The following is a 24,290-nucleotide window of genomic DNA, read 5'->3' on the forward strand; positions in this document are numbered from 1 at the left end:
GCGGGTGCGGCTTGCCGGTTTGGGGGATTTCCACATCGGACGTTCCAGTGCTGAGGTCGAACCATGGTCGTCGTCGAGTCCACCGACTTGTTCGTCGGCTCCCTGCAGGTCGTCCGCGTGCGCACCCCCGACCACGAGGGACCGGTGCACGTCCACGTCGAGGGTGCGGGAGTCCGCAGTGCGCGCCACGGCACGGACGTCGAGCCCGGGCTGTTCGGCTACGAGGTCCCGGTCGACGTGTCCGCGCACCCGCCCGGCACGGTGCTGCCCGCGCGGGCCGTCGTGCGGCACGGCGAAGAGCACCACGAGGTCGACTTCGAGCTGACCGTCGCCGAACCCGGCCGGACCCTCCACCTGGTCGCCCAGGCGACGGCGGTGACCGAGGTCCGCCCCCACCTCGAACTGGCGCTGGCCGACCCGTCCTACCGGTTCGGGCTGCTCGCCGGCGTCGTCGAGCCCTACCTGGACACCCGCCCCCAGGACCGGGAACCGCTGGCCGCCCTGGTCGACCAGAACCGGGTGGAACTCGTCGACCGCCTCCTGCCCGCCAACAGCGGTCCCGTCGAGGCCGCCGAGACCCTCGCGGACGCCGAGCGCGCGGCCTACCGGCAGCTGAGCAGCGGCCACGCGGCGCTGGTCGGCGGCGGGCGCTGGTTCACCCAGATCCACCACGACTGGAACTCGCGGTACTCGTCGCCGCGGTTCGTGTGCTCGCTGCCGCAGGACGTGCCGGTGCCGCAGGGGATCGAGGTGCGCGCGGCGACGCGGGTGGTGGAGGAGGCGGAGGCGTTCGCATCGCTCGTCGCGGAACCGCCTGAGGACGTGCTGGCGCACGCCCGCGCCCGGCTCGCGGACGACGCGGACCCACAGGTGTCGTTGCGGGAGGCCCACTTCCTGGCCACCGAGGTGCGGGCGCGGGTGCTGCGCGCACTGTCGTCCATTGTGGACACCTCAGGTGACGGTGTGCCGGTGGTGGTGTGGAACCCGTTGGCGCGCAAGCGGTCCGGCATGGTCGAGGTGCGGCTGGAGGACGACCTGGCCGACGTGTCCGTGGTGTCGGCGGACGGCTTGCACCCGTGCGTCCACGAAGGTCACACGGTGGTGTTCCACGCGGGGGACGTGCCCGCGTTGGGGTGGAAGGTCTTCCACCTCACCGGCGGGACGTCGCAGGGCTGGACGCGCGGCGGCGGCGCGCAGATCGCGAACTCCGCCCACCTGCTGACCGTCGACCCGGCGCGCGGCGGTGTGGTGGCCGGCCTGGTGCGGCTGGTGGACGAGGCCGAACTGCTCGCGCCCGCCGTCGGCAACGACCTCGGCGCGACCACCCCGGCGACGGTGACCGTGTGGCACAGCCCGGTCGGCGAGCGGGCCGTGGTGCGCGGGCGGACCGGTGGTGTGGCGTACGCGCAGACCGTGACGCTGTGGGAAGGCGTCGACTGGGTGGACTGCGTGACGTCCGTGGACTACCTGCGGGACGAGGTCCGGATCACCTGGCCCGGGGTCGAGGAGGTGCTGCGGCCGGCGGACTTCCCGCAGCAGCAGACCGTGGAGTACGCCGTGCCGTGCGGTGATCCGGCGCGGGCGGTGGAGGAGTGCGCGCACCCGTTGACGGCCGTGGTGGGGGTGGACGGGTCCGGGCGGCTGCCCGCGTCCGGGTCGCTGGACGAGCCGGTGGACGTCGGTCCGATCGTCGTGTCCTGCGAGCCCGATGTGCCGCTCTTTTCCGACCACCTGCGGCACGAGCGCGGTCCGGCGCCGGGTCGGCCGCCGGTGGGTGTGCGGTTCCGGGGTGACGGTGAGGTGGTGGTGACGTCGGCGGCCGAGGAGGAGTTGGCCGGGCGGGTTCGGCTGGTCGCGCCGCCGGGGTGGTCGGTCGCGCCCGAGGAGCTGCCGTTCACGCTGCCGCCCGGCGGGTCGACGCGGTCGGAGGTGTCGATCGGGCGGCCGCGGTGGGCGGCACCGGGCATGTACCCGGTGCGAGCGCAGGTCGACGCCGGGCGGGTCGTGGACGCCGAGCGGGTCGTGGACGCCGAGCGGGCCGAGGACGCCTGGCGGGTCGTGGAGGACGTGCTGCTGGTGGAGGTCCCGGAGTGGGGCGGGTCCTTGCTGGAGGACGGGCCGGTGCAGCCGCTGTGGATCGCGCGGGCGCCGGAGCCGCTGCGGCTGCGTCCCGGCGAGCGGGCCGCGGTGCCGGTGGCGGTGGCTTCGGCGCTGTGGGCGCCGGTCGCGGTCGAGGTGCGGCTGGTGAGCCCTTGGGAGACATGGGACTTCGCGCGGCCCCTGGTGTGCGGCGGCGAAGTGCCGGCGCGGGGGCGGATGGAGTTCGCGTTCGAGGTGGTGGTGCCGCGGTGGGCCACCACCGGGCGGTGGTGGCTGCGGGCCAAGGCGGCGGGAGCGGGACTGGTGCGCAGGTCGGCCGCCGTGCCGCTGGAGGTCGTGGACTAGCGGCGGCGGTCGTGGGCTAGCGACGGCGGATGAGCCCGCCCGGCGCGATGGCCGGGCGGGCTTTCTGCCGAGTCCTCAGTGGACGGTCAGTGCACGGCGACCGGCTTGACCCGCGGGCTGTCCTCGTCGACGTGGTAGTCGTCGGCCTGGGTCTCGTCGGTGCCGTTGAACACCCGAAGCCGCCGGGCCACGACCGTCACCAGGACGGCGACCAGCAGGTTCGCCACGACGGCCACCGCGCCCACGTAGATCTGGAGCGTGGAGCCGGCGAACGGGTGCCAGCCGAACAGCGACAGCTTGTCCAGCGCCAGCGCGGAACCACCGAAGTGCGGGCGCTTCCCGTCGGCGCTGGGGATGCCGTAGAGCAGCCACATGCCCCAGCCCATGCCGACGACCCAGCCGGCGATCAGGCCGTAGACGTGGAACCACCGGGTGTAGAGGGCGATCGCCACGGCGGGCAGCGTCTGGAGGATCATGACGCCGCCGATGAGCTGCAGGTCGATGGAGAACTGCGGGTCGATGAACACGATGAACGCGACCGCGCCGAACTTCACCACCAGCGAGGCGAGCTTGGCCTGCTTGGCCTCCTGCGCCGGGGTGGCGTCCTTCTTCAGGTACTCCTTGTAGATGTTGCGGGTCCACAGGTTCGCCGCGGCGATGGACATGATCGCCGCCGGCACCAGCGCGCCGATGCCGATCGCGGCGAACGCGACGCCCGCGAACCAGGACGGGAACTCCTGGCCGAACAGCTCCGGCACGATGGTGTTGGTGTCCGGGCGGCCGGTGGCCTCGTTGGTGATCGGCTTGACGCCCGCGATGATCGCGACGAAGCCCAGCATCGCGAGCAGGCCCAGCAGCAGCGAGTACGCGGGCAGCGCCACCATGTTGCGCTTGATGACGTTGCGCCCGCGGGAGGCAAGGATGCCGGTCAGCGAGTGCGGGTAGAGGAACAGCGCCAGTGCCGAGCCCAGCGCCAAGGTGGCGTACTGGAGCTGGTTGTTGCCGTTCAACAGGATGCCGTCGCCCTTGGCCGGCGTGGCGTCGAACTTGGCCTGGGCGCTGTCGAAGATCGCGCCCCAGCCGCCGAACTTCGCGGGCAGGTAGATCACCGCGACCAGGATCACCAGGTAGATCAGGGTGTCCTTGACGAACGCGATGAGCGCCGGCGCGCGCAGGCCCGACTGGTAGGTGTACAGCGCCAGGATGACGAACGCGATGAACAGCGGCGCGTGGCCGAGGATGCCGGCGCCGTTGAGGCCCATGCTGCGCAGCACGGCCTCCAGGCCGACGAGCTGCAGCGCGATGTACGGCATGGTGGCGACGATGCCGGTGATCGCGACCAGCAGCGCCAGCCAGTGCGAGCCGTAGCGGCCGCGGACGAAGTCGGCCGGCGTCACGTAGCCGTGGACGCGGGACACCGACCACATGCGGACCAGCGGCAAGAAGACGATCGGGTACAGGATCACCGTGTACGGCAAGGCGAAGAAGCCCATCGCGCCCGCGCCGAACACGAGCGCGGGGACGGCGACGAACGTGTACGCCGTGTAGAGGTCACCGCCGACGAGGAACCACGTGATCCACGACCCGAACTTCCGCCCGCCCAGGCCCCACTCGTCGAGGTGGTCGAGCGTGTCGCCCGCCTTCCAGCGCGCCGCGACGAAACCGAGCACGGTGACCAGCAGGAACAACGCGCTGAACACCACGAGTTCGGTCCACTGCATCTACTTCGCCCCCTCGTCCAGGTCGTCCACACCGAGCAGGTCGGGCTTGCCCGTCACGGTCGGCTGATCCTTCGTCTTCACGTAGACGATGCCGACGCAGAGGACGCCCAGCGGGACCCAGACGAACTGGTACCAGTAGAAGAACGGCAGCCCGAGCAACCGGGGTTCGTCGGAGTTGAACCACGGTGTGATCAGCATGAGCAGGGGAACCAGCAGCAGCAGGTTCCACCAGCTCCAGCGCAGGCTGGATTGTCGAGCAGACGGCATGTGTGCCCTCCGTGCGGCCCGGATGACAAGGGTGTCGCGCGATGCTAGGCCCCGGGGAGTACGGCCGTCACGGTGTCCGGTGGATTGCCTGTCGGTGACGTAGTTGAATCGTGACCCTTTTTCACTCACCGCGCAGGGCCGTCACCAACTGCTGTTCCGCCGTCTCAAAATAGGCCGCGAGCGAGTCGACGGCGTTCTGGATCGCGCCCTTCTCGAGGTGGGCGACGATCTCCACGTTGAGCGGCAGGTAGGCCTCGTGGAAGCGCTTGGGGTCGGCCATGACGTGGAAGGCCAGGCGGAGCTCGGCGAGGAGGCGCTCCATCTCCTCGTTCAGGCGGGCGCTCCCGGCGAGCGCGGTGAGGGCCTGGTGGAACTTGATGTTGTGGGTGCCGACGGCGGTCCAGTCGCCCGCGGTGGCGGCTTCGACCGCGTTGTCGACCGCGGTGCGGACGGCTCTGCGGGCTTCGTCGTCGGCTTGGGGGTAGGAGCGGGCGGCACCGCACTCGATGACGCGGCGGGCGGCGTAGAGGTCGGCGATGTCGTGCCAGTCGGGCTTACGGACGAAGACGCCCTTGCTGTACTCGTGCACCAGCAAGCGCTCGTGGGTGAGCAGGCGGAAGGCTTCGCGGAGGGTGTTGCGGGAGACGCGGAGGGCGTCGCCGAGCGCCTTCTCGTTGAGCTGCCGGCCGGGGCGGATCTCGCCGCTCAGGACGCTGGCGCGGAGCTTGTCGGCGACCTTCTCGGCGGTGCTGGAACGGTCGATGTCGGCGCGGTCGCCGGCGAGGGTCCGCAGCCAGTCGTCCGCGTCCAGGCTCGTCATGCGGTGAGTCTATCGGTGAACAGGTCAATCGGAGTATTGCTGGATTGTTGAACAATCCCTACATTGAACAATGTTCCGGCGCGGGAGGAGGGGTGGGGTGTGGATCTCAATGCCGATCTCGGGGAAGGGTTCGGGCGGTGGGGGGTCGGGGATGACCTTCGGTTGTTGGGGGTTGTCACCAGTGCCAACGTCGCCTGCGGGTTCCACGCCGGCGATCCGGTGATCATGCGGCGGACCTGTGAGGCTGCCGCTGCTCGTGGGGTCGCCGTCGGGGCGCATGTCGGGTACCGGGACCTTGCCGGGTTCGGGCGGCGGTTTGTGGATGTCGAGCCCGCCGTTCTCACCGCCGAAGTGCTGTATCAGCTTGGCGCGTTGGACGCCTGTGCTCGCGCGGCCGGGACGCGGATCGCCTATGTGAAACCGCATGGGGCGCTTTACAACGCGCTTGGCACGCACGAGGCACAGGCCGATGCGGTGGTTGACGCGGTTCGGGCGTTCGACCCCTCCCTTCCCGTCCTCGGTCTGCCCGGCGCGGTGTGGTTGAAGCGGGCCGAGGTGGCGGGGTTGCCGGTCCGGTACGAAGCCTTCGCCGACCGCGCCTACACCGCGATGGGGACGTTGGTCGACCGGCGTCGACCCGGGTCCGTGCTGCACTCGGCGGTGGAGATCGCGGAGCGGTGCGTGGGGATCGCTGTCGACGGGCACGTGCGGTCGATCGACGGGCACCTGGTCCGGCTGCGGGTCGACTCGATCTGCGTCCACGGCGACACACCGGGAGCCGTGGGGATCGCTCGGGCGGTTCGGGACGCGTTGACCGAGGCGGGGGTGGGGCTGGCTGCAATGGACACCGGCGGGGCGCGGTTGAGTGCCTGAGGTGTCAACGTTCGGGGGTGGTGACGGCTGTCGTCGTTCGCCAGGATCGGTGCGTGATCAAGAGGATGCGCAGCGTGATGGCAGCAGCGGTGACGGTCGGGATGTTGGGCTTGCCGGGGGTGGCCTCGGCGCAAGAAGCGGCGGCGCAAGGAGCGGGAGGTTGCTTCGACACCGGTGTGCCGCTGACGGTTGAAGAGCAGCGGTTGGACGACTCGTTGGCGCCGGGGGCGCCGGCGGCGGGGCCGGAGCTGGTGCGGCTGGGTGGGTTCGAGTCGGTGGTTCGCGGGTTCGTGACGCGGTTGTGCGAGGTGCGGACGCGGGCCGGTGCGGACGCGTTGACCGCCGAAGTCGGGCGGGAGTTGTGGCGGAGTGCGGTCGATCGGGCCAAGGGTGAGCACGAGTGGGACGCCTATGACGACCGTCCCCTCTACTGGGCTCGGCTCCAGCTGACCTCCGCCGTCCGGCAGTGGCAGGCCCGGTTCCCGTTGTCGGCCGATGAACGCGCGCGGCTGGTGCGGCGTGTGGACTGGGCGTCGCGCGGGGTGGACGACGTGCGGTTCGGGGGCAACGGCCGGCGCATCCTGGTCACCGGGTTCGACCCGTTCCAGCTGACCGGCGCCTCCGTGCGGCGCAGCAACCCGGCCGGGGCGGCGGCGTTGCGGTTGGACGGGACGGTGGTGCAGACCGCGGACGGGCCGGCGCGGGTCGAGGCCGCTGTCTTGCCGGTGCTGTGGGGATCGTTCGACGAGGGGGTTGTGGAACGTTTCTACGGGGGGACGATTCTCCGGGGGTTGCGGCCGGATGCGCTGGTCACGGTGAGCCAAGGGCGGCCGGGGCGCTTCGACGTCGAGCGGTGGGCGACGCGGTGGCGCGGCGGGTTCGCGGACAACAACGGGATCGGGGTGAAGGGTCCCGTGCCGGACGCGGGCGGGTGGCCGCAGCCGGCGCTGGAGTTCATCGAGACCTCCTTGCCGTGGCAGCGGATGGTGGACGCGGGCACGACCCCGTTCCCGGTCAACTTCAACCGGTCGTTCTGCGAGTGGCCCATCGGCACCACGCCGGGCACCGGCACGCCGGTCTGCCGCACCGACGAACCCACGCCCGGCGCGGTCGCGGCGGTCGGCAGCGGCGGTGACTACCTGTCCAACGAGTCCATGTACCGGGCCAACCGGGTCCGCCTCGGCCTGGGCTCGACCGCCGCCGGCGGGCACCTGCACACCCCGGTCCTCCGGCAGCCGGTCGACCCGACCGCCCTCACCGACGCCGCCTTCGAGGCCGAGCGCCGGGCGATCGCCGATCAGGTCCGCGCCCTGGTTTCAGTAGTCTGACCACCGTGCGGCGCAGGCGGGCGGCGGTGGGTGTCGGACTGCTGTCGCTCGCCCTCCTCACGGGCTGCACCACCCCCGTCCCGGGCACGCCGGACGGCGAGGTGGTCCGGCCGTCGATCACCCCGAGCCCCGAGGAACTCCCCCAGCACGGCCAGTGCACCGACGGCGGGCTGAAGACCGTCCCGTGCACCGAGCCGCACGAGGGCGAAGTCGTCGCCATCGGCCAGTTCACTGGACTGGGTGACGCCTACCCGAGCGAACGGGACCTGCGCCGCAGCGCCCTCCCCGCGTGCCGCACCGCCCTGGCCGTCTACCTCGGCAGCACCGACCACGACGCGACCCGCCTCCAACCGCAGGTCCTGTGGGTGAGCCGGGACGGTTGGGCGCGCGGCGACCGCTGGCGGTTGTGCACGGTCGTCGAGATCGGCCCCGACGGTCAGCGCAAGAAGCGCACCGCACCGCTGAAAAGCCTGCTCAAAGCCGAAGGCTTCGCCCAGGTCCAGCTCTGCGCACAGGGCTCACCCGGCGTCGACGAACAGCTCAAGATCGTCACCTGCGACGCCCAGCACAAGGCGGAGGCCGTGCCCGGCGTGCTCAACCTCGGCGCGCACACCTCCCCCACCCCGTCCAAGGACCAGGTCGACGCCAAGGCCAAGGACCACTGCGCCAAGGCCGTCACGGGGTACGTCGGCGCGGAACGCCCGGACGTCTTCGCCTCCTGGCGCGCGTTCGGCAGCCAGGCCTGGTCCGAGGGCAACACCACGGTCGTCTGCTACGCCGAGGCGACCCGACCGTTCACCGGACGCCTGTGGGGCCTGGGCGACAAGCCGCTCCCCAGCTGACCCACAGGCTGTGCACAGCTCCATCCACAGGTTGTGGACAACTACCGCCGACGCAGGGCCACGACCACCAGCAGCACCCCGACCGCGACCGGCGCGCCGCTCTCCAGCACCGGCCTGAGCACGGGCAACGCCGGGAAGTACCCCAGTTCGTAGACCACCGACGCGCCCACCGCGGTCAGTCCACCGACCAGCGGCGCGCTTGGGGACAGCCGCCCCAAGGTCATCAACCCCACCAGGAGTCCCGCCAGTCCCAGGCCCACCAGCCCGCGCCAGCGCAACTCGTCGAACTGGTCGATCCCGTACCCCCACGCGAACGCACCCGCAGCAACCAGAGCGGGTCCCAGGATCACGCCGAGGACGTGCCACCACCACCTCGTGCGCGGGCGGTCAGGTGCTCGCGGCGGCACCGGCGACCCGTTCTCGGGCGGCGAGTCGCCCGGCGCCACGGGGTAGTACCGCACGATGCCGGTCTGCGGTCCCACCTGCACGTCCCGCGGCCCGTCGAAGTGGAGGCCGCCGGGCAGATCCTCCTGCTGGGTCACACTCCATTGGTACCTCCGGACCAGCCGGAAATCACGGGGAGTCACCAAAAAGAGACCCGGTGGACGCCGTTGTCCACCGGGTCTGTGCACTGTGTTGGCTGGTGCCGCCTCCGGAGTCGCGGCGAGGCCGCCTGGAAGTCGGCCCATCGCGGCGCGTTTCGCTCCGATCGAAGAGCGTGATCGGAGCGAAACGCGCCGCGACAGGCCGACGCGGCCTCGCCCCGAACGACCTCAGCCGAGGCGCTGCTTCAGGGCCTCCAGCTCGTCGCGCAGCGAGGTCGGGACCTTGTCGCCGATCTTCGCGAACCACTCCTCGATCATCGGGATCTCGGCGCGCCACTCGTCGGCGTTGAACTCCAGCGCCGCCTCGACGTCCTCGCGCGGCGCGTCCAGGCCGGTCAGGTCCAGTTCGTCGGCGGTCGGGACGTGGCCGATCGGGGTCTCCTGCGCGGCGGCCTTGCCCTCGATGCGCTCGATGGCCCACTTCAGCACGCGCGAGTTCTCACCGAACCCGGGCCACAGGAAGCGCTTGTCCTCGCCCCGGCGGAACCAGTTGACGTAGAAGATCTTCGGCAGCTTGTCCGCGTCGGCCGACTTGCCGGTGTCGATCCAGTGCTGGAAGTAGTCACCGGCGTTGTAGCCGATGAACGGCAGCATCGCCATCGGGTCGCGGCGCACCACGCCGACCTGGCCGACCGCCGCCGCGGTGGTCTCGCTGGACAGCGTCGCGCCCATGAACACACCGTGCTGCCAGTCGCGGGACTGGGTGATCAGCGGGACCGTGGTGGCGCGGCGGCCGCCGAAGAAGATCGCCGAGATCGGGACGCCGTTCGGGTCCTCCCACTCGGGGGCCTTGATGTCGCACTGGGCGATCGGCGTGCAGTAGCGCGAGTTCGGGTGCGAGGACAGCTCGTCCGAGTCCGGCGTCCAGTCCTGCTTCTTCCACGAGGTCAGGTGGGCCGGCGGCGCGCCCATGCCCTCCCACCACACGTCGCCGTCGTCGGTCAGCGCCACGTTGGTGAACAGCGAGTTGCCCTTCTCGATGGTGCGCATCGCGTTGGGGTTGGTGTGGTAGTCGGTGCCCGGCGCGACGCCGAAGAAGCCGTTCTCCGGGTTCACCGCGTACAGGCGGCCGTCCTCGCCGAACCGCATCCACGCGATGTCGTCGCCGAGGGTCTCGACCTTCCAGCCCGGGATGGTCGGCTCCAGCATGGCGAGGTTGGTCTTGCCGCAGGCGCTCGGGAACGCGGCGGCGATGTAGTACGCCTTGTTCTCCGGCGAGGTCAGCTTGAGGATCAGCATGTGCTCGGCGAGCCAGCCCTCGTCGCGCGCCATCACCGAGGCGATGCGCAGCGAGTAGCACTTCTTGCCCAGCAGGGCGTTGCCGCCGTAACCCGAGCCGAACGACCAGATCGTCCGCTCCTCGGGGAAGTGGGTGATGTACTTCGTCTCGTTGCACGGCCACGGCACGTCCGCCTGGCCGGGCTCCAGCGGCGCGCCGATCGAGTGCAGCGCCTTGACGAACTCGGCGTCCTCGCCGAAGCGCGCCAGGGCCTTGGTGCCCATGCGGGTCATGATGTGCATGGAGACGACGACGTACTCGGAGTCGGTGATCTCGACGCCCAGCATCGGCTTCTCGGCGTCCAGCGGGCCCATGCAGAAGGGGATCACGTACATCGTGCGACCGCGCATCGAGCCGCGGTACAGCTCGGTCATGATCGCCTTCATCTCGGCCGGGTCCATCCAGTTGTTCGTGGCGCCGGCGTCGGCCTCGTCCACGGAACAGATGAAGGTGCGCTCTTCGACCCGGGCGACGTCGGTCGGGTCGGAGGCGGCCCAGAACGAGTTGGGTTTCTTCTTCAGCGGGACGAACGTCCCGGCGTCCACGAGTTTCGCGGTGAGGCGGTTCCATTCGTCCTGGGAACCGTCGGCCCAGACCACCTCGTCGGGGCAGGTCAGCTCGGCGACCTCCCGCACCCAGGACAGCAGGCGCGCGTGGTTGGTGGGTGCCTGGTCGAGACCGGGAATGGTCACTGCCGTCATCTCGTCTCGTCTCCTAGCTGAGCGCCAGCCCACGTGGACGCCGTTGTCCTGGTGGGACGTCCTCGGGAATGGCTCCGCCCGCCCGGTGGAGGGCGTGCCGTTTAAGGGGATAGACGGAGGTTAGCCGGGTTAATCCTCGGTAACGCACATCTGACCTGTCGGCTCTCTCACAAAACCGATTCTGGAATCGATTCAGCACCCGATCATCACAAACCCGGCTGTGACCTGGGCTTTAGTTCCCGGAATGCAAGGGCATGGGGGTGCGGCGGTGACCACACGGTGAGGTTGCGACTTCGTAACGTTGTGAGAGCGCTCTCATGTTGCGGCGCAAGAATTGCACGAAGAATGTCCGACTTTGCCCACTGCTGTTCGGCGGGTCGGTCGCGCGGTTCAGCGGGCGAAAAAGTGGTGGTGCACGGCCGAGATGGCCTCTTCGGGATCGATGCCGAACGCGCGGGCGTGGGACGCGTAACGGGCGGCGGCGAGGTCGAGCGATTCGACCGGCACCGGGGGCGGCGCGGGGAGTGGCGCTGGGAGTGGCGCGGAGGCCGGCGGGTCGGGCGCGACCACAGGCGGCGGGGCGGGCGCGACCACGGCGGACGAGCCGGCGGATCGGCGGCAGTGGCGTGCCCACCGGCAGTTCGCCGGTGCGGACCAGGTGCTATACGCCGCTTGGGAGCGGGTCGTCCGGCGGTGTGCAGGTCGCGCTGTTCAGCGGGGTGGGCACGGTCAAGTGCGCGCGGGAGCAGTTCGCCGGGGTCGGCGTCTACGCGCCCCGGCTGACGTTCGACCGGGCCGGCGACATCACCGAGATCACCGGCCGCTAACCGCCCCTAGTTGGGGCTGATCCACTGCCCGGTCACGGAATCGATGCGCACGACCCCGCTGACCGTCACCTTGCGCTCCTCGGCCGCCGCCCACACCTCGTCGCTGTCCTCGGCGACGCCGTCGCGGCCGTCGGGCACGTACTTGCCGTTCTCGTCGATGCGGCCGTGCTCGACCTCGGTCCACTCGTCCTCGCCGGTGTGCTTGGACATCGTGACCTCGCCGGCGGCGGTGATCTCGGTGGCCAGGTCGGCCTCGCCGTCGCCGTCGACGTCGGTGAACAGCCAGGTGTCGCCCTGCTCGTCCTTCACCACCGCGGTGTCGGCGGTGCCGTCGCCGTCGGTGTCCTCGGTGGCCGGGCCGACGTTCTGGTCCGCGCCGTCCTCGACGTCCACGACGATGGACTTGCCCGCGTTGGTGTTGGTCTGCTGGGAGTGGTCGTCGGACGGCTCGACGGCGATCCACTCGCCGGAGCCCTCGTCGAACCGGGCCTGGCCGACCAGCTCGCCGTCCTTGTCGAACGTGCTCATCAGGTCCGCGTCGCCGTCACCGTCGGTGTCGCTGAACGCGAGGTGCCCGCCGTCGTCGGTCTCGACCACGGCGCTCTCGTCCACGCCGTCGTCGTTCAGGTCGTAGTTCGCCTCGGCGGTGTACTCCTCGTCCTCGACGGTGACCTTCAGCTCGCCGTCGGAAGCGCCTGTCTCGTCGACGTACACCGGATCCCACCCTCCTGCTGCCGCACAAGTACCGGTAGGACTCACGTTATGCCTGTTCGGTTCCGCTGCGGAACCCGCATCACTCTTTGTCGGGACGTGAACCGATGAGGAGCAGGCAGAACGTCGTCACCGCCGCAACGAGGCCGGCGAGCAGGAGCATCGGGTGCAGACCGGACGGCGTGGCGGTGCTCGCGGCCTGGGGAACGGTGGTCGTGGGCGACACGGTTTCGGTGGTGACGGCCGGGGTTGTCGCAATCACTTGCGGTGACTGGATCTGCGGTGGTGGCGGTGCCTGCGGGGCTTGGGGCTCGGGGGTGTCTTCGGGCAGCACGGTGATCTGCGCGCGCATGTCGGGGTGGATCGAGCAGTAGTACGAGTAGGTGCCGGCGACGGTGAAGGTGTAGGTCCAGGACTGGCCCGTTTCGAGCATCGGCGACTGGAGCGCGGCGGGACCCGCGGAGGTGACCACGTCGTGCGGGGCCTGGTCCTCATTGGTCCACGTCACGGTGTCGCCGACCCGGATGGTCATGGTCGCGGGCTGGTAGGCGTACTGGCGGATCGGGACGGCGTGGGTCCCGCCGGCGTGCGGCTGGACGGCGTGCGCGGGTGGGGCGGACAGTGCCAGGAGCAGGGCGACGAGCGCGAGCATGGCGGGTTCTCCGGGGAGGTGGGCGACCCGGGCGTCGTCGGCCGGGTCGCGGCGCGATCAGCAGGTCGCCTGCTCCAGCAGCGGGGTGAGCATCTGGTCCAGGAGCACGGTGTGCTGCTTGACGTAGTTGTCGAACGCCAACGCGTCGTTCATCTGCTGCAACGGGGACGTCTGCAGGTGCGCGGCCTTGAGGTGGGCGATGAACGGTTCGAGCACCTGTGCGTGGGTGTCGCTCGCGAGCAGCGGGTCGAGCACTTGGCCCAGCATCACCGTGTGCTGCTTGACGTAGTTGTCGAACGCCAACGCGTCGTTGACCTGCTGGAGGGGCGAGGTCTCCAGGTGCGCGGCCTTGATGTGCGCGAGGAGCGGTGCCAGGGATTCCTTGGGCACGCAGTCCGCGGGCGGTGCGGTGGTCGTGGTGGTCGGGGCGGTGGTGGTCGTCGGCGGGTGGGTCGGGTGGCCGGTGGTGGTCGTCGTCGGGGGTGCGGTGGTCGTGGTGGAGCCGGTGACCGTGACGCTCGCCTTCATGTCCGGGTGGACCGAGCAGTAGTACTGGTAGGAGCCGGGCTTGGTGAAGGTGAAGCTGAAGGACTGGCCCTTCTGCAGCGTCGGCGAGGTGAACTTCTCCGGGCCCGAGGTGACCACCACGTTGTGCGGCGCGGTGTCCTGGTTGGTCCAGGTGACCGTGTCACCGACGTTCACGGTGATGCTCGCCGGGCTGTAGGCGTAGCCCGAGATGGCCACCTGGTGCGCGGCCGCCGCGGCGGGTTGGGCGCCTTGCGCGTGGCCGGCCCGCGCCGCGAGGCCCACCTCCGCGGCCACGGGCGGTGCGGTCGGCGCCACCGCCGCCGCGGCGAGGCCGAACACCGCCCCCGCGATGCCGAGCGCGGCGAGCGCGAGCGCGAACCCGCCGCCCCGCCGGTTGTTGTCATCGTCCACAGTGGACTCCTTGGTTCTCGCAGGGATCACCGGCCGGGACTGGCGGTGACGAGGAAGGCCGCCGCGCCGAGGACGGCGACCGCCAGCACGGTCTCCAGGGCGACCGAGCGGGCGAAGGGCGCGACGGTGGTGGCGGTCGCGAGCCGGCGGTCCACCCACCGCTTGCTGAACAGGCCCGCGGCGAGCAGGACGCCGAAGAGCGCGAGCTTGACCAGCAGGATCCGGGCGTAGTCGGTGGCGACCTGGAAACCGTTGAGGCGCCAGGCGAGCAGCGCGCCGGCGGCGGTGAGGGCGGTGACCGAACCCAGGGCCAGCGTCGAGTACTTCGGCACGACCGCGCGCAGGGTGTCGGGGTCGCGGCCGGGCAGGACGCCGGTCAGCAGGACGGCCAGGCCGCCGACCCACAGGCTCACCGCGACCAGGTGGACCAGGACCGCGGCCTCCGCCCACCAGCCCAGGTCGGGGGCGTGCCCGGTCATGCCGCTGGTGCGGACCAGCCCGAACGCGACCGCGCCCGTCCCCACCCGCCACGGCAGGGACGTGACGGCGGTGCGGCCCCGGCGCAGGAGGTCGACCAGGACCACGGCGGCGAGGACCCAGAGCAGGGTGCGGGCGGTCCACGCGCGGCCGAAGGGGATGTCGAGCACCGCGCGGACCGTGCCCGCGGTGAGGTCCTGGGGTGCGGCGCGGGCGATCCAGGCGGCGGTCAGCAGGAGACCCGCGACCGTGCCCGCGGCACCCAGCAGCCAGGCGACGGTGAGCAGGCGTTTCGGGCGGCGTTCCTGCGCGCCGTCGGGCCAGGGGAACGCGAGGAACGCGGTGCCGCCGAGGAAGAGGACTGTGCCGGTGTAGTCGACGAGGCGGGCGAGGGTGAGCCAGGAGCGGGTCGGTTCGGCGGATGCTGCGGCCAAGATCGTGGGATTCATGGATTGCTCACCAATCCGACGATCCGACCGTCCGGCTGGACGAGCAGGCCGCAGCCGCCGAGGAGGTCGTTGAGCTGCTGGTTGTCGGTGGTCGTGACGAGAGCGGGTGGGGCGGCGGTGGGGAGGACACCGGTCAAGCCCGACGGCAGCGGGAGGTTCGTCACCAGCGGGAGGTCGCTCACGGCCGGCAGGGGCAGCGGGAGGTCGGCCAGCAGCGGCAGGTCGCCGACCAACGCGCCGAGTTGAGCGAGCAACGCGATGATCGCGTCGGTGTCGCACGGCGGAGTGTTGCCCGGCGGGGTCGGCCTCGGCGGGGTGGTGTCCGGGTGTGACGGCGTCGGGTGGGTCGGCGAGGGGTGGCTGGGCGACGGGTGGGTTACCGGCAGGCCCAAGCGGGGCGGGTTCCGCGGCAGTGACTGTCCGATGTGGACGATCGGTGGCGTGGTGGCCGTGGCGTGCTCGGGCAGGACGGCCGGTGGTCGGATCGCCTCCTGTTGGGTGGAGACCGGTGTCGGCACGCGACCCAGGCCCGACGCGTAGCCGAGCACCACCACGACCGTGCCCACCAGGCTCGCCGCGACCACCTGGTCCCTGTTCACCTTCACCGTTGCCCCCGCGGACCTCGCCGGAATCAATCTCCGGATCAGCGAATCAGCCCCGCGTGAACGGGCATGTCGTAATCGTGTATCGGCCGTTAAGTGGGTCGCCGAATACACCTCCCGGCACCGGGCAAGAACGGCAACACCGAATTTAATTTCCTCAACAACGAGCGCTGACCAGCACTAACGCTGTCGATCTTCGACCATCCGGGTGACACCGCGCACCCATTTCGGACAGCGGTCGTTGTGCCTTTTCCAGGCCACCGCAATACGTCTCAAACGCGGTCGCGGAGCGCCCGGATGCGGGACAGCAGGTCGTCCACCTTCGCCCGGCCGGCCTTCAGCTCGGTCACCTGCCGGGTCGCCGCGGCGAGCGCCTTCGACCGTTCGCCGGCCTCCATCCGCAGCGCCTTGTCCACCTCGCGCAGCTCCGCTTCGATGGCGTCCACGCGCTTGCCCAGCGCGTCGTCCAGCGCCAGCGACAGCGCCTGCTCGGCCTCGATCAGCTGCTCCGCCACCAACTGGTCCACTGTGGACCGGGCGTCCGCGATGGCGTCGGACAGCCACTGCTTGAGGTGCTGCTTGTCCGCCGAGTGCTTGCGGGTGCGGGCCATCCACCAGCCCGCGCCCAGGCCCAGCACGATGGTCACCGGCAGGACGATCGGGTTCAGCGCGGCCACCCCGAGCCCGGCCAGCGGCAGCGCGGCCAGCCGGCCCGCGCCCAGGCCACCGGTCACGCCCATGAACACCAGCAGCTTGTCCTCGGCGGTCGGCGCGCGCTTCTCCGGCGGGCGCAGCACGACCGGCGGCGTGGCGCCGCGCGCGAACTGGCCCCGGATCACGGCCAACTCGTCGGGCGCGAACAGGTCCGCCAAGGCCGCGTCGGCGACCCGCTGCAAACGGTGCGCCAGGCCCGCGCTGATCCGCCCGGACACCATCTGGAGCGCCGCGTCGACCTGCTGCGGCAGCGCCGCCAGCTGCTCGCGCGACGCCGCGTCGATCGCCGACCGGAACCACGTCTGGACGTCGCGCATCTGCCGGCTGACCTCGTGGCTGCCCTCGACGCGCGCCCGCTGCACCTCGCCGCGCAACTTGACCTGCCAGCTCCGGGTGGACGACCGGCGCTGCGAGTTCAGCTCGTCGCGCCGCACCCGCAGCGCCTCGGCCTCCTCCTCGCCCGACGACAACGCCCGCCGGTCCGCCTCGGTCCGCGCCACCAGCTCGTCCAGCACGGTCGCGAGGGCGCGCAGCGAGTTCGCCTCGCCGAGCATCGCCGCCCGGCCGACCACCATCTCCTGCAACGCCGCCTGCAACTCGCCGATACCGGACCGCTCGCGCAGCATCGCCGCCGCGTCCGGGTTCGGGGCCTTCGCGGCCATCTCGAACACCCGCGACGACACCGGGTGGAACACCGCGCCCGCGAACCGCGGCGCGTGCTCGGCCAGCAGGGCCTGGTCCGCCTCCAGCACGGTCCGCCAGCCGCGGAACTGGTCGACCTTGGTCAGCGCGAACACCACGGTCTCGACCCGCTCGCCCACGGTGCGCAGGAAGTCCAGCTCACCGCGGGTGAACGGGGCGGACGCGTCGACCACGAACAGCAGTGCGGTCGCGGAAGCCGCCGCCTCGGCCGCCAGCTCCCCGTGCACCGAGTCCAGCCCGCCGACCCCAGGAGTGTCCACAACGGACAGTCGTTCGAGCAGCGGGATCGGGGCCTCGACCTCGACGTACCGGGGCGGCAGCATCCCCGCCGGCAGCTCGTGCGCCGCCGACACCCAGTTCACCAGCTCGGCCCGCTCGAACGGCACCGGCGACATCGACCCCGCGTAGCAGGCGCGGGCGGCGAACTGCTCGCCGTGCCGGAACACCAGGTACGCCGCAGTGGCCACCTCGGCGTCCACCGGCGACAGGCCCGGTGTCGCCAGCAACGCGTTGACCAGGGACGACTTGCCCCGGTTGGTCTCGCCGACGACCACCACCGAGGCCGGACCGCCGCGCCGGGTCTCCACGAACGACGCCGCCGACGGGTCGATCGAGCGCACCAGGGCGGTCAGCCGCTCGCGGGTCTGCCGGACGGTCTGCGGGAGCGTGCTCATCGGGCCGTGTAGACCGTGACGATCGGCGCGCGCAGGGTGCGCCCGCGGTCGACGAACCCCACCACCTCGGTCTCCGCGACCACGCCGTCCAGCGAAGCGTCGTCGGTGGGCACCGTGCCGCCCGCCTCGTGCCGGGACGGGTCGAACCGCTCGCCGTCGGGCCGCACGGCGGTCACGCCGATGCCCGCGAGCCCTTCCTCGATCCGCTCGACCACGCCCGACGACCGGGCGCGGTCCAACGCGTACAGGCAGAGCTGCACGAGGGCGCGCCGCTCGGCCAGCGCCTGGTCCAGCAGCTCACCGGCGATGGTCTCCACACCCGGGTCGGACGAAGCCTGCGCCGGTTGGGTTCCGTCCGTCATCCCCGCCCCCGGAGTTGTTGCCAGATCAGGAAGTACGCCCGGTGCACCACGTGCGCGACCCGGCTCTGCGCCGGCGTCGCCCCGAACGACGCGAAGGACCGCCACCAGCCGGCGCGCTCCAGCGCGTACGCGATCAGCTCCTGCGGCGGGCGTCCGCGCAGGCCGAGCTGTTCGGCCGGGTCGGGTGACGTGCCGAACCGCAGGACCTCGTCGGCCAGGTCCGCGGGCAGCGCGACCGCGCCGGACGCCACCAGCGTCAACGCCTCCAGCAGCCGCAACTGGTGCGCCTCGGGCTTGGCCAGCAGCACCTCGATGGCGTCGTGCACGCGCTGCCGCTCGCCGGGGTCGCCGGACGCGGCGGCCAGCGCGGTCACCGACGCCAGCGCGGCGGCGGCCTTGATCCCGTCGGCCCGGGACCGGAACACCGCGTTCAGCTTGCCGCGTACCCCGGCCAGGCCGGACGCGTCGAGCAGCTTGCGCCGCAACGCACCGGCGGTGATCGCGGGCTCCGCGTCGAGGGCGTTGAGGGCACAGCGGATGCCGTACAGGTCGAGCTTTTCCAGCAGCCGGGTGCGCACGCCCACCGGCACGTCGCAGTCCCAGCTCACGAACAGGTCCGCCGAGATCAGCATGGTCTCGCGGGTCGCGTCGTCCAGCTCGGCCAGCTTGCGCAGCGCGTCGGCGTCGGCCGAGGTGAACCCGCCGGTCTCGGCCGACTCCGCGACCAGGCCGATCACCGGCAGCACGTCCGCGACCCGCGGCTTGAGCGTGTGCGCCTGGCGTTCGGCGAGCAGCACCGCGGCCTTCCAGGTGTCGCCGTCCGCGCCGTCCACGGTCTCCGCCGCGATGGTGTCGGCCTTGTTCAGCACCGCGATCGCGTTCACCGGGCCGGCCTCGCGGCTGGCGGTGGCGGCGGTGAACGCGGCCAGCGCCTGCTGGTCGTCCTGCCGCACGCCCTGCGTGACCACGTAGAGGACGGCCTCCGCGCCCGCGACCGCGCTGCGCGACACCGGGTCCAGCTCGTTGCCCAGCAACGCCTCCGTGCGCGCGACCGACGCGGCGTCCAGCGAGCCCAGGCCCGGGGTGTCGATCACGGTCAGGTCCCGCAGCACCGCGTTGGTCAGGTAGGCCTCGATGTGCGACACCTGCTCGACGTCCACGCCGAGGTCGGCCGGGATGGCGCCGTTCGCGTCGAACGGCAGCACCTGCTTGCGCCCGTCGGTGAACACCACCTCGACGCGGTCGACGGTCCCGTACTGGAAGCGGGTGACCAGGCGGGTGCACTCGCCCACGTCCGTCGGCGCGACCCGGCGGCCGATCAGCGCGTTGACCAACGTCGACTTGCCCGACTTGATCCGCCCCGCCACCGCCACCTGCAACGGCGCGGACAACCGGCGCAGCACCTCGCGGAACCCGGCGGCGGTGGTCGGCGACACCTGCGGTTGCAGCCGCACGCACAGGTTCGCCACGGCCGCCGAGAGCGGCCCGGCGAGCTGCTGCGCCTGGGCTGTCACGACGGAGATCGTGCCACGCGGGGTCGGGCCCCGGTTTCCGAACGGGCGCCTCGGGGTATTGCCAACGGCGAAGAGGGAGGTCACGTCATGGAACAGGGTTATGCGGTCTTCCTGCTGCTCGGCGTGGTTCTGGTGCTGATCGACGGCCAGTTGATCTACCGCAGCGGCCGGGCCTACATGAACCGGGCGTACGGCGACCCGGAAGCGGCCCGGTCCATGACGGCCCTGGCCACCGTGCTGTTCCACCTCGTGGTGCTGGGCCTGCTGGCGCTGGTGTCGATCATCACCGTGAACACCGGTGACCCGGTGAAGGACGTCGTGGTCAAGCTCGGCGTCGTGCTCCTGCTGCTGGCGCTGGTGCACGCGGTGACGATGATCATCCTGGGCCGCATCCGGGACCGGCAGCTCCAGCAGCAGCTGGCCGACGAGATGGCCGAGGAGCACCGGCAGTACGAGCGCGAGCACGGGGTGCCGTCCCAGGCGGTGCGCGTCGAGCCGGTCCCGCCGGTGGACACGAGCCGGGTGGATCCCACGCGGATCGACCCGAAGCAGATCAAGACGACCCGCTGACGCGAGGCCGCGACGCAGTCGCGGCCATCAGATTCAGCCCAGAGGATTAGGTCGAGGTCAGACCGTGGCGCGACGCGCCCGGTCTGGCCTCTCTTTAGGCTGGTGGCGTGCGGCGGCTGAGCCTGTGGATGCGTGCTCACCCGGTGTTCGGGGACTCCCTGATCGCCGGGCTGCTGTTCTTGTTCGACCTGGGCGCGATGGTGTCCTACAGCGACGTCGTGACGCCGCCCACGCTGTTCTTCGTCGCGCTCATGCTCGTCGTCCCGGTGGCGTTCCGGCGCAAGTACCCGGTCGGGTCGAGCTACACCATCCTGGCCGGCGGGCTCATCCAGCTGCTCACCCACGGCAACCTCGAGGACGGCCTGGCCGCCCGGCCGGCGGACTTCGCGTTGGCCGTAGCGCTGTACACGATGGTCGCGTTCGTCGGGCGCAGACCGGCCCTGCTCTACGCCGGCTGGCTCGCGCTGGGCACGGTCGTGTGGACCTTGACGCAGGTCGGCGCGGTGCCCGAGGCCGTGTTCCTGGTCTTCCTGATCGTCGTGATCTTCGGGTTCAGCTGGGCGCTCGGCGAGTTCGTCGGGGCCCGGCGCGCCTACCAGCGCGAACTGGAGCAGCGGCTCAAGCTGCTGGAGACCGAGCGGGACCAGCAGGCGCGGATCGCGGTGGGCGAGGAGCGGTCCCGGATCGCGCGCGAGCTGCACGACGTGGTGGCGCACGCGGTGTCGGTGATGGTGGTGCAGGCCGACGGCGCGGGGTACGCGATCAAGTCGCAGCCCGAGCTGGCCGAGGCCGCGGTGCGGACCATCGCCGAGACCGGCCGGCAGGCGTTGACCGAGCTGCGCCGGCTGCTGGGCGTGCTGCGCCAGGAGGACCAGTCGGGCACGCAGTGGGCGCCGCAGCCGGGTGCCGCCGACCTGGCCGACCTGGCCGAGAACCTGCGCGCGGCCGGGCTGCCGGTGCGCCTGGAGACCTCCGGCGACCTCACCGACCTGCCCGCTGGGCTGGGGCTGGGGCTGTACCGGATCGTGCAGGAGGCGCTGACCAACACGCTCAAGCACGCCGGGACGGGCGCGTCGGCCGTGGTCCGGATCGCCCGTGCGGGTGAGCACGTGGCGCTGGAGGTCGTGGACGACGGGTTCGGCACGCCGCACGACCTGGTCGCGGTGTCCGGGGGCAACGGGTTGATCGGCATGCGCGAGCGGGCCGGTGTGCTGGGTGGCACGTTGGAGGCAGGTCCGAACCCCGGTGGTGGCTGGCGCGTCCGGGCCGTGCTGCCGGTGGTGCCGTCATAGGGTGGAGAGCGTGATCCGAGTACTGCTTGTGGACGACCAGGAACTCATGCGGATGGGCTTTCGCATGGTGCTCGGCGCACAGGAGGACATCGACGTGGTGGGCGAGGCCGGCGACGGTCTCGACGCCGTCCACATGTCCGAGTCGCTGAAGCCGGACGTGGTCCTGATGGACGTGCGGATGCCGGTGCTGGACGGGGTGGAGGCGACCAAGCGGATCGCCGCGGCCGGCACGGCGAAGGTCCTGGTCATGACGACCTTCGACATGGACGAGTACGCGCTGTCGGCGCTGCGCAACGGGGCCTCGGGGTTCCTGCTCAAGGACACCCCGCCCGGTGACCTGGTCTCCGCGCTGCGGGCGGTGGCGTCCGGGGACGCGGTGGTCTCGCCGTCGGTGACCAAGCGGCTGCTGAGCCGGTTCCTCGGGGAGAGCGGCGGGGAGCTGCGGGACGCGTCGGTGCTGGAGGTGCTGACCGAGCGGGAGCGCGAGGTGCTGGTGCTGATCGCCAAGGGGCTGTCCAACACCGAGATCGCGCGCAAGCTGTTCCTGTCCGAGGCGACGGTGAAGACGCACGTGGGGCGCATCCTGGCCAAGCTCGACCTGCGGGACCGGGTGCAGGCCGTGGTGCTGGCCTACGAGACCGGCCTGGTCCGGCCCGGCGACGTCTGACCGGGCCGGACGCCCGCCCGTCAGACCTTCTCGATCAACGCCCGGCGGATGAGGAACTTGCCGGGCTCGCGGACCTGCTCGAAGGCCGCGTTGTTGAGCAGCGCGCAGCTGCCCGATGGGCCGACGACCGGGACCGTGGTGGACTTGCCGTTGTCCAGGTTGGTGATCTTCAGCTTCGTGCCGACCGGGAACTGGTTGCTGGTCGCGCCCGGCGCGCCGCCGTCCCCGGACAGGGTGACCGTGCTGCCGTTGCACACCTGCTGACCAGACGGTGCGGCTTGGTTCGACGTCGTGGCGGGGCGGGCCTGCGAGACGACCTCGACGGTGTTGCGGCGGATCAGGTTCTTGCCGGGCTCGCGGAGCTGCTCCATCGCCGCGTTGTTCAGCAGGGCGCAACTGCCCGAGACACCGACCACGGGCAGGGTCGCGGACTTCCCGTTGTCCAGGTTGGTGATCTTGAGCTGGGTGCCGGCGGGGAACTGGTTGCTGGTGACCCCGGGTGCTCCGCCCTCGGCGGAGAACGTCAGCGCCTGGCCCTGGCAGGCCGTTCCCGCCGATCCGCCGCCCAAGGCGAGGGCGGTGCCCGCGCCGGCGGCGACCACCGCGACGAGTCCCGCCGCGATGGTCCACCGCCGAGCACGACCCTGGTCTGGCATCCTGCGGCTCATCAGGTTCTCCCTTCGTGACCTGCTGAGCCGTACGGACCGGCGGAACGCGGTGGTTCAGCCAATAGGGGCCGACCGGGACCCCTGACTCGGGTCAGCGGTACTTCGACGCGTCCACGGTCGTCGGGTCCAACTTGGTCTTGACCACGTCCTCGTTCCAGCGGCCCCAGTCGGGTTGCGTGCCGTCGAGGTCGGTGAACCCGTACTCGCGCATGAGGGTCCAGGACGCCAGCGCCTGCCCGGTGAACCGGTGCCGGTCCGGGTCGGCGGCCAGCGCCGCGATCCCGCGACCCACGTAGTGCGGCGTCTCGGACATCACGAAGTGCGGCTCCTTCCGCACCGCGTCCCGCCAGTTCGCCTCGGTGACGCCGAAGCCCTCCAGCATCTCCTCCGACCGCAGGAACCCCGGCGTGACGGCGACGGAGGTCGCGCCGTGCTTGCCGATGTCCTTGGCCAGCACGCGACCCATCCGCCGGACCGCGACCTTCACCGAGTCGTAGGCCAGCATCCCCGAGTAGTACTCGTCGTCCTCCCCGTCGGTGACCTCGACGACCAGCCCGCCCGGCTCGCGGATCACCAGCGGCAGCAACCGGTGCAGCGCCACCAGGTGCGCGCGGACGCTGTTGTGCCACATGCCGAGCTGCTTCTCCAGGTCCACCTCCCAGAACGGCTGGAAGTCGACCGCCTGCTCGCCGCCCCACACGTCGTCCACCAGGACGTCCAGCTGTCCGTCCACTTCGGACTCGATGCGGTCGCGGAACGCGTCCACGTCCTCGATCACGGTGAAGTCGCACCGCACCGGGATGCCGCGCCCGCCCGCCGCGGTCACCAGTTCCGCGGTCTCCTCGATCGTCTCGTCCCGCCCGATGGGCGACTTGCCGGCACGCGTCGACCGGCCGCCGACGAACACCGTCGCCCCCAACGCCCCCAGTTCCACCGCGATGGCCCGACCCGCGCCGCGAGTGGCCCCCGTGACCGCCGCGACCTTGCCCTCCAAAGACATTCATCTCCCCTTCCACGCGTCCAACACCGCGTCCACGTCCTCCGCGAGCCGGTCGGCCAGCGCGCCGCGCGGCCGGACCGACCAGTCCATCGAGACCCCGAAGACCACCACCGTGAGCACCCGCGCCGCCCGTTCCGGCGCCGGCGCGTGCGGCAGGTCCGCCGCGCGCACCAGGGCGAGCACCGTGCGCTCGGTCGCCGCGTAGTGCTCGGCCAGCAGCGCCCGCAGGTCCGGGTCGATCAGGTCCACACCGAGTTGGGCGAGGTGGTTGCCCGCCTCGACCGGGTCGGTCATGCCCTCGAACCAGGTCAGCAGCGCCCGGCGCAGGCCCTCGACCGGGTCCGGCCCCTGCGCCGCCGCGCGCATCCGGCGCTCGACGTCGGCGGTGGTCTGCCTGGTCAGCGCCTGGAGCAGGCCGGCCTTCGACCCGAACCGCTGCGCGACCGTGCCAACCGACACCCCGGCCTCGGCGGCGACGTCGGCGATGGTGAACCCGTGCCCCTTGCGGCCGATCACGGTGCCGGCGGCGGTGAGGAGCCGTTCGTCGGTGATGGTCTTCGGTCGTGGCACACGAGTTATTGAACCATGA

24 protein-coding genes are annotated in these 24,290 nt (G+C 71.3%); 8 read left to right on the plus strand and 16 right to left on the minus strand.

Annotation, left to right across the window (positions count from 1 at the left end; genetic code table 11):
- Positions 1-63 precede the first annotated feature (63 nt).
- The gene (locus RIN75_RS01505) at positions 64-2,445 is read left to right on the plus strand and encodes an NEW3 domain-containing protein (protein ID WP_309109895.1); all 2,382 of its coding nucleotides are present in this window, start codon (positions 64-66) and stop codon (positions 2,443-2,445) included.
- 86 nt (positions 2,446-2,531) lie between these two features.
- Here the strand turns inward: RIN75_RS01505 and mctP are convergent, their stop codons facing one another.
- From mctP to RIN75_RS01520, 3 genes are all read right to left on the minus strand, one after another.
- The gene (gene mctP / locus RIN75_RS01510; RefSeq protein ID WP_309109896.1) at positions 2,532-4,166 is read right to left on the minus strand and encodes a monocarboxylate uptake permease MctP; all 1,635 of its coding nucleotides are present in this window, start codon (positions 4,164-4,166) and stop codon (positions 2,532-2,534) included.
- Positions 4,167-4,433, minus strand: a complete 267-nt coding sequence (locus RIN75_RS01515; RefSeq protein ID WP_309109897.1) for a DUF3311 domain-containing protein — start codon at positions 4,431-4,433, stop codon at positions 4,167-4,169.
- Between the two features lie 121 nt (positions 4,434-4,554).
- Complete coding sequence (locus tag RIN75_RS01520) at positions 4,555-5,253, minus strand: GntR family transcriptional regulator (RefSeq protein WP_309109898.1); 699 nt, start codon at positions 5,251-5,253, stop codon at positions 4,555-4,557.
- A 99-nt stretch (positions 5,254-5,352) separates the two neighbouring features.
- On the opposite strand from RIN75_RS01520, the gene RIN75_RS01525 reads away from it, so the two are divergent.
- The 3 genes from RIN75_RS01525 to RIN75_RS01535 are packed head-to-tail and all read left to right on the plus strand — an operon-like array spanning position 5,353 to position 8,296.
- Positions 5,353-6,126: a 5-oxoprolinase subunit PxpA gene (locus RIN75_RS01525; RefSeq protein ID WP_309109899.1), complete on the plus strand. Its 774-nt coding sequence runs from the start codon at positions 5,353-5,355 to the stop codon at positions 6,124-6,126.
- A 53-nt stretch (positions 6,127-6,179) separates the two neighbouring features.
- On the plus strand, positions 6,180-7,454 hold the full coding sequence (locus RIN75_RS01530; protein ID WP_309109900.1) for a hypothetical protein: 1,275 nt from the start codon (positions 6,180-6,182) through the stop codon (positions 7,452-7,454).
- A 5-nt stretch (positions 7,455-7,459) separates the two neighbouring features.
- Positions 7,460-8,296, plus strand: a complete 837-nt coding sequence (locus RIN75_RS01535) for a septum formation family protein (RefSeq protein WP_309109901.1) — start codon at positions 7,460-7,462, stop codon at positions 8,294-8,296.
- Positions 8,297-8,337: 41 nt separating this feature from the next.
- Here RIN75_RS01535 and RIN75_RS01540 read toward each other — a convergent pair whose 3' ends face one another.
- On the minus strand, positions 8,338-8,838 hold the full coding sequence (locus RIN75_RS01540; protein ID WP_309109902.1) for a hypothetical protein: 501 nt from the start codon (positions 8,836-8,838) through the stop codon (positions 8,338-8,340).
- Positions 8,839-9,069: 231 nt separating this feature from the next.
- Positions 9,070-10,881: a phosphoenolpyruvate carboxykinase (GTP) gene (locus tag RIN75_RS01545; RefSeq protein WP_309109903.1), complete on the minus strand. Its 1,812-nt coding sequence runs from the start codon at positions 10,879-10,881 to the stop codon at positions 9,070-9,072.
- Between the two features lie 695 nt (positions 10,882-11,576).
- Between RIN75_RS01545 and RIN75_RS01550 the strand changes: the two genes are divergently transcribed.
- Complete coding sequence (locus RIN75_RS01550; protein WP_309109904.1) at positions 11,577-11,708, plus strand: hypothetical protein; 132 nt, start codon at positions 11,577-11,579, stop codon at positions 11,706-11,708.
- 6 nt (positions 11,709-11,714) lie between these two features.
- Here RIN75_RS01550 and RIN75_RS01555 read toward each other — a convergent pair whose 3' ends face one another.
- The 8 genes from RIN75_RS01555 to RIN75_RS01590 all read right to left on the minus strand — a co-directional run bounded on the left by RIN75_RS01555 (position 11,715) and on the right by RIN75_RS01590 (position 19,504).
- The gene (locus RIN75_RS01555) at positions 11,715-12,422 is read right to left on the minus strand and encodes a hypothetical protein (RefSeq protein WP_309109905.1); all 708 of its coding nucleotides are present in this window, start codon (positions 12,420-12,422) and stop codon (positions 11,715-11,717) included.
- 79 nt (positions 12,423-12,501) lie between these two features.
- Positions 12,502-13,071, minus strand: coding sequence for a cupredoxin family copper-binding protein (locus tag RIN75_RS01560; RefSeq protein ID WP_309109906.1), 570 nt, complete (start codon positions 13,069-13,071; stop codon positions 12,502-12,504).
- A 57-nt stretch (positions 13,072-13,128) separates the two neighbouring features.
- Entirely contained in the window at positions 13,129-14,010 is an 882-nt protein-coding gene (locus tag RIN75_RS01565; protein ID WP_309109907.1) for a cupredoxin family copper-binding protein, read from the minus strand.
- A 26-nt stretch (positions 14,011-14,036) separates the two neighbouring features.
- The gene (locus RIN75_RS01570; protein ID WP_309109908.1) at positions 14,037-14,936 is read right to left on the minus strand and encodes a CopD family protein; all 900 of its coding nucleotides are present in this window, start codon (positions 14,934-14,936) and stop codon (positions 14,037-14,039) included.
- Positions 14,933-15,535, minus strand: a complete 603-nt coding sequence (locus RIN75_RS01575; protein WP_309109909.1) for a hypothetical protein — start codon at positions 15,533-15,535, stop codon at positions 14,933-14,935. Before RIN75_RS01575 ends, RIN75_RS01570 begins: the two co-directional genes overlap by 4 nt.
- Positions 15,536-15,810: 275 nt before the next feature.
- Positions 15,811-17,628: a dynamin family protein gene (locus tag RIN75_RS01580; RefSeq protein ID WP_309109910.1), complete on the minus strand. Its 1,818-nt coding sequence runs from the start codon at positions 17,626-17,628 to the stop codon at positions 15,811-15,813.
- Positions 17,625-17,990 carry a nucleotide exchange factor GrpE gene (locus RIN75_RS01585; protein ID WP_375295885.1) on the minus strand — a complete coding sequence of 122 codons (366 nt, stop codon included), beginning with the start codon at positions 17,988-17,990 and terminating at the stop codon, positions 17,625-17,627. The genes RIN75_RS01580 and RIN75_RS01585 overlap by 4 nt, the downstream gene beginning before the upstream one ends.
- Positions 17,987-19,504: a dynamin family protein gene (locus RIN75_RS01590; protein ID WP_309109912.1), complete on the minus strand. Its 1,518-nt coding sequence runs from the start codon at positions 19,502-19,504 to the stop codon at positions 17,987-17,989. Before RIN75_RS01590 ends, RIN75_RS01585 begins: the two co-directional genes overlap by 4 nt.
- 87 nt (positions 19,505-19,591) lie before the next feature.
- Here RIN75_RS01590 and RIN75_RS01595 point away from each other — a divergent pair, with 87 nt between their 5' ends.
- The 3 genes from RIN75_RS01595 (at position 19,592) to RIN75_RS01605 (ending at position 22,033) form a co-directional block, all read left to right on the plus strand.
- Positions 19,592-20,074: a hypothetical protein gene (locus RIN75_RS01595; protein ID WP_309109913.1), complete on the plus strand. Its 483-nt coding sequence runs from the start codon at positions 19,592-19,594 to the stop codon at positions 20,072-20,074.
- A 107-nt stretch (positions 20,075-20,181) separates the two neighbouring features.
- Positions 20,182-21,366 carry a sensor histidine kinase gene (locus tag RIN75_RS01600; protein WP_375295886.1) on the plus strand — a complete coding sequence of 395 codons (1,185 nt, stop codon included), beginning with the start codon at positions 20,182-20,184 and terminating at the stop codon, positions 21,364-21,366.
- Between the two features lie 10 nt (positions 21,367-21,376).
- The gene (locus RIN75_RS01605; RefSeq protein WP_309109914.1) at positions 21,377-22,033 is read left to right on the plus strand and encodes a response regulator transcription factor; all 657 of its coding nucleotides are present in this window, start codon (positions 21,377-21,379) and stop codon (positions 22,031-22,033) included.
- Positions 22,034-22,053: 20 nt separating this feature from the next.
- Here the strand turns inward: RIN75_RS01605 and RIN75_RS01610 are convergent, their stop codons facing one another.
- The 3 genes from RIN75_RS01610 to RIN75_RS01620 form a co-directional block, all read right to left on the minus strand.
- Complete coding sequence (locus RIN75_RS01610; protein ID WP_309109915.1) at positions 22,054-22,701, minus strand: hypothetical protein; 648 nt, start codon at positions 22,699-22,701, stop codon at positions 22,054-22,056.
- A 91-nt stretch (positions 22,702-22,792) separates the two neighbouring features.
- On the minus strand, positions 22,793-23,701 hold the full coding sequence (locus RIN75_RS01615) for an SDR family oxidoreductase (protein WP_309109916.1): 909 nt from the start codon (positions 23,699-23,701) through the stop codon (positions 22,793-22,795).
- Complete coding sequence (locus RIN75_RS01620; RefSeq protein WP_309109917.1) at positions 23,702-24,271, minus strand: TetR/AcrR family transcriptional regulator; 570 nt, start codon at positions 24,269-24,271, stop codon at positions 23,702-23,704.
- Positions 24,272-24,290: the final 19 nt, after the last annotated feature.

The organism is Saccharothrix sp. (genome assembly GCF_031180885.1).
Taxonomy (GTDB): domain Bacteria; phylum Actinomycetota; class Actinomycetes; order Mycobacteriales; family Pseudonocardiaceae; genus Actinosynnema.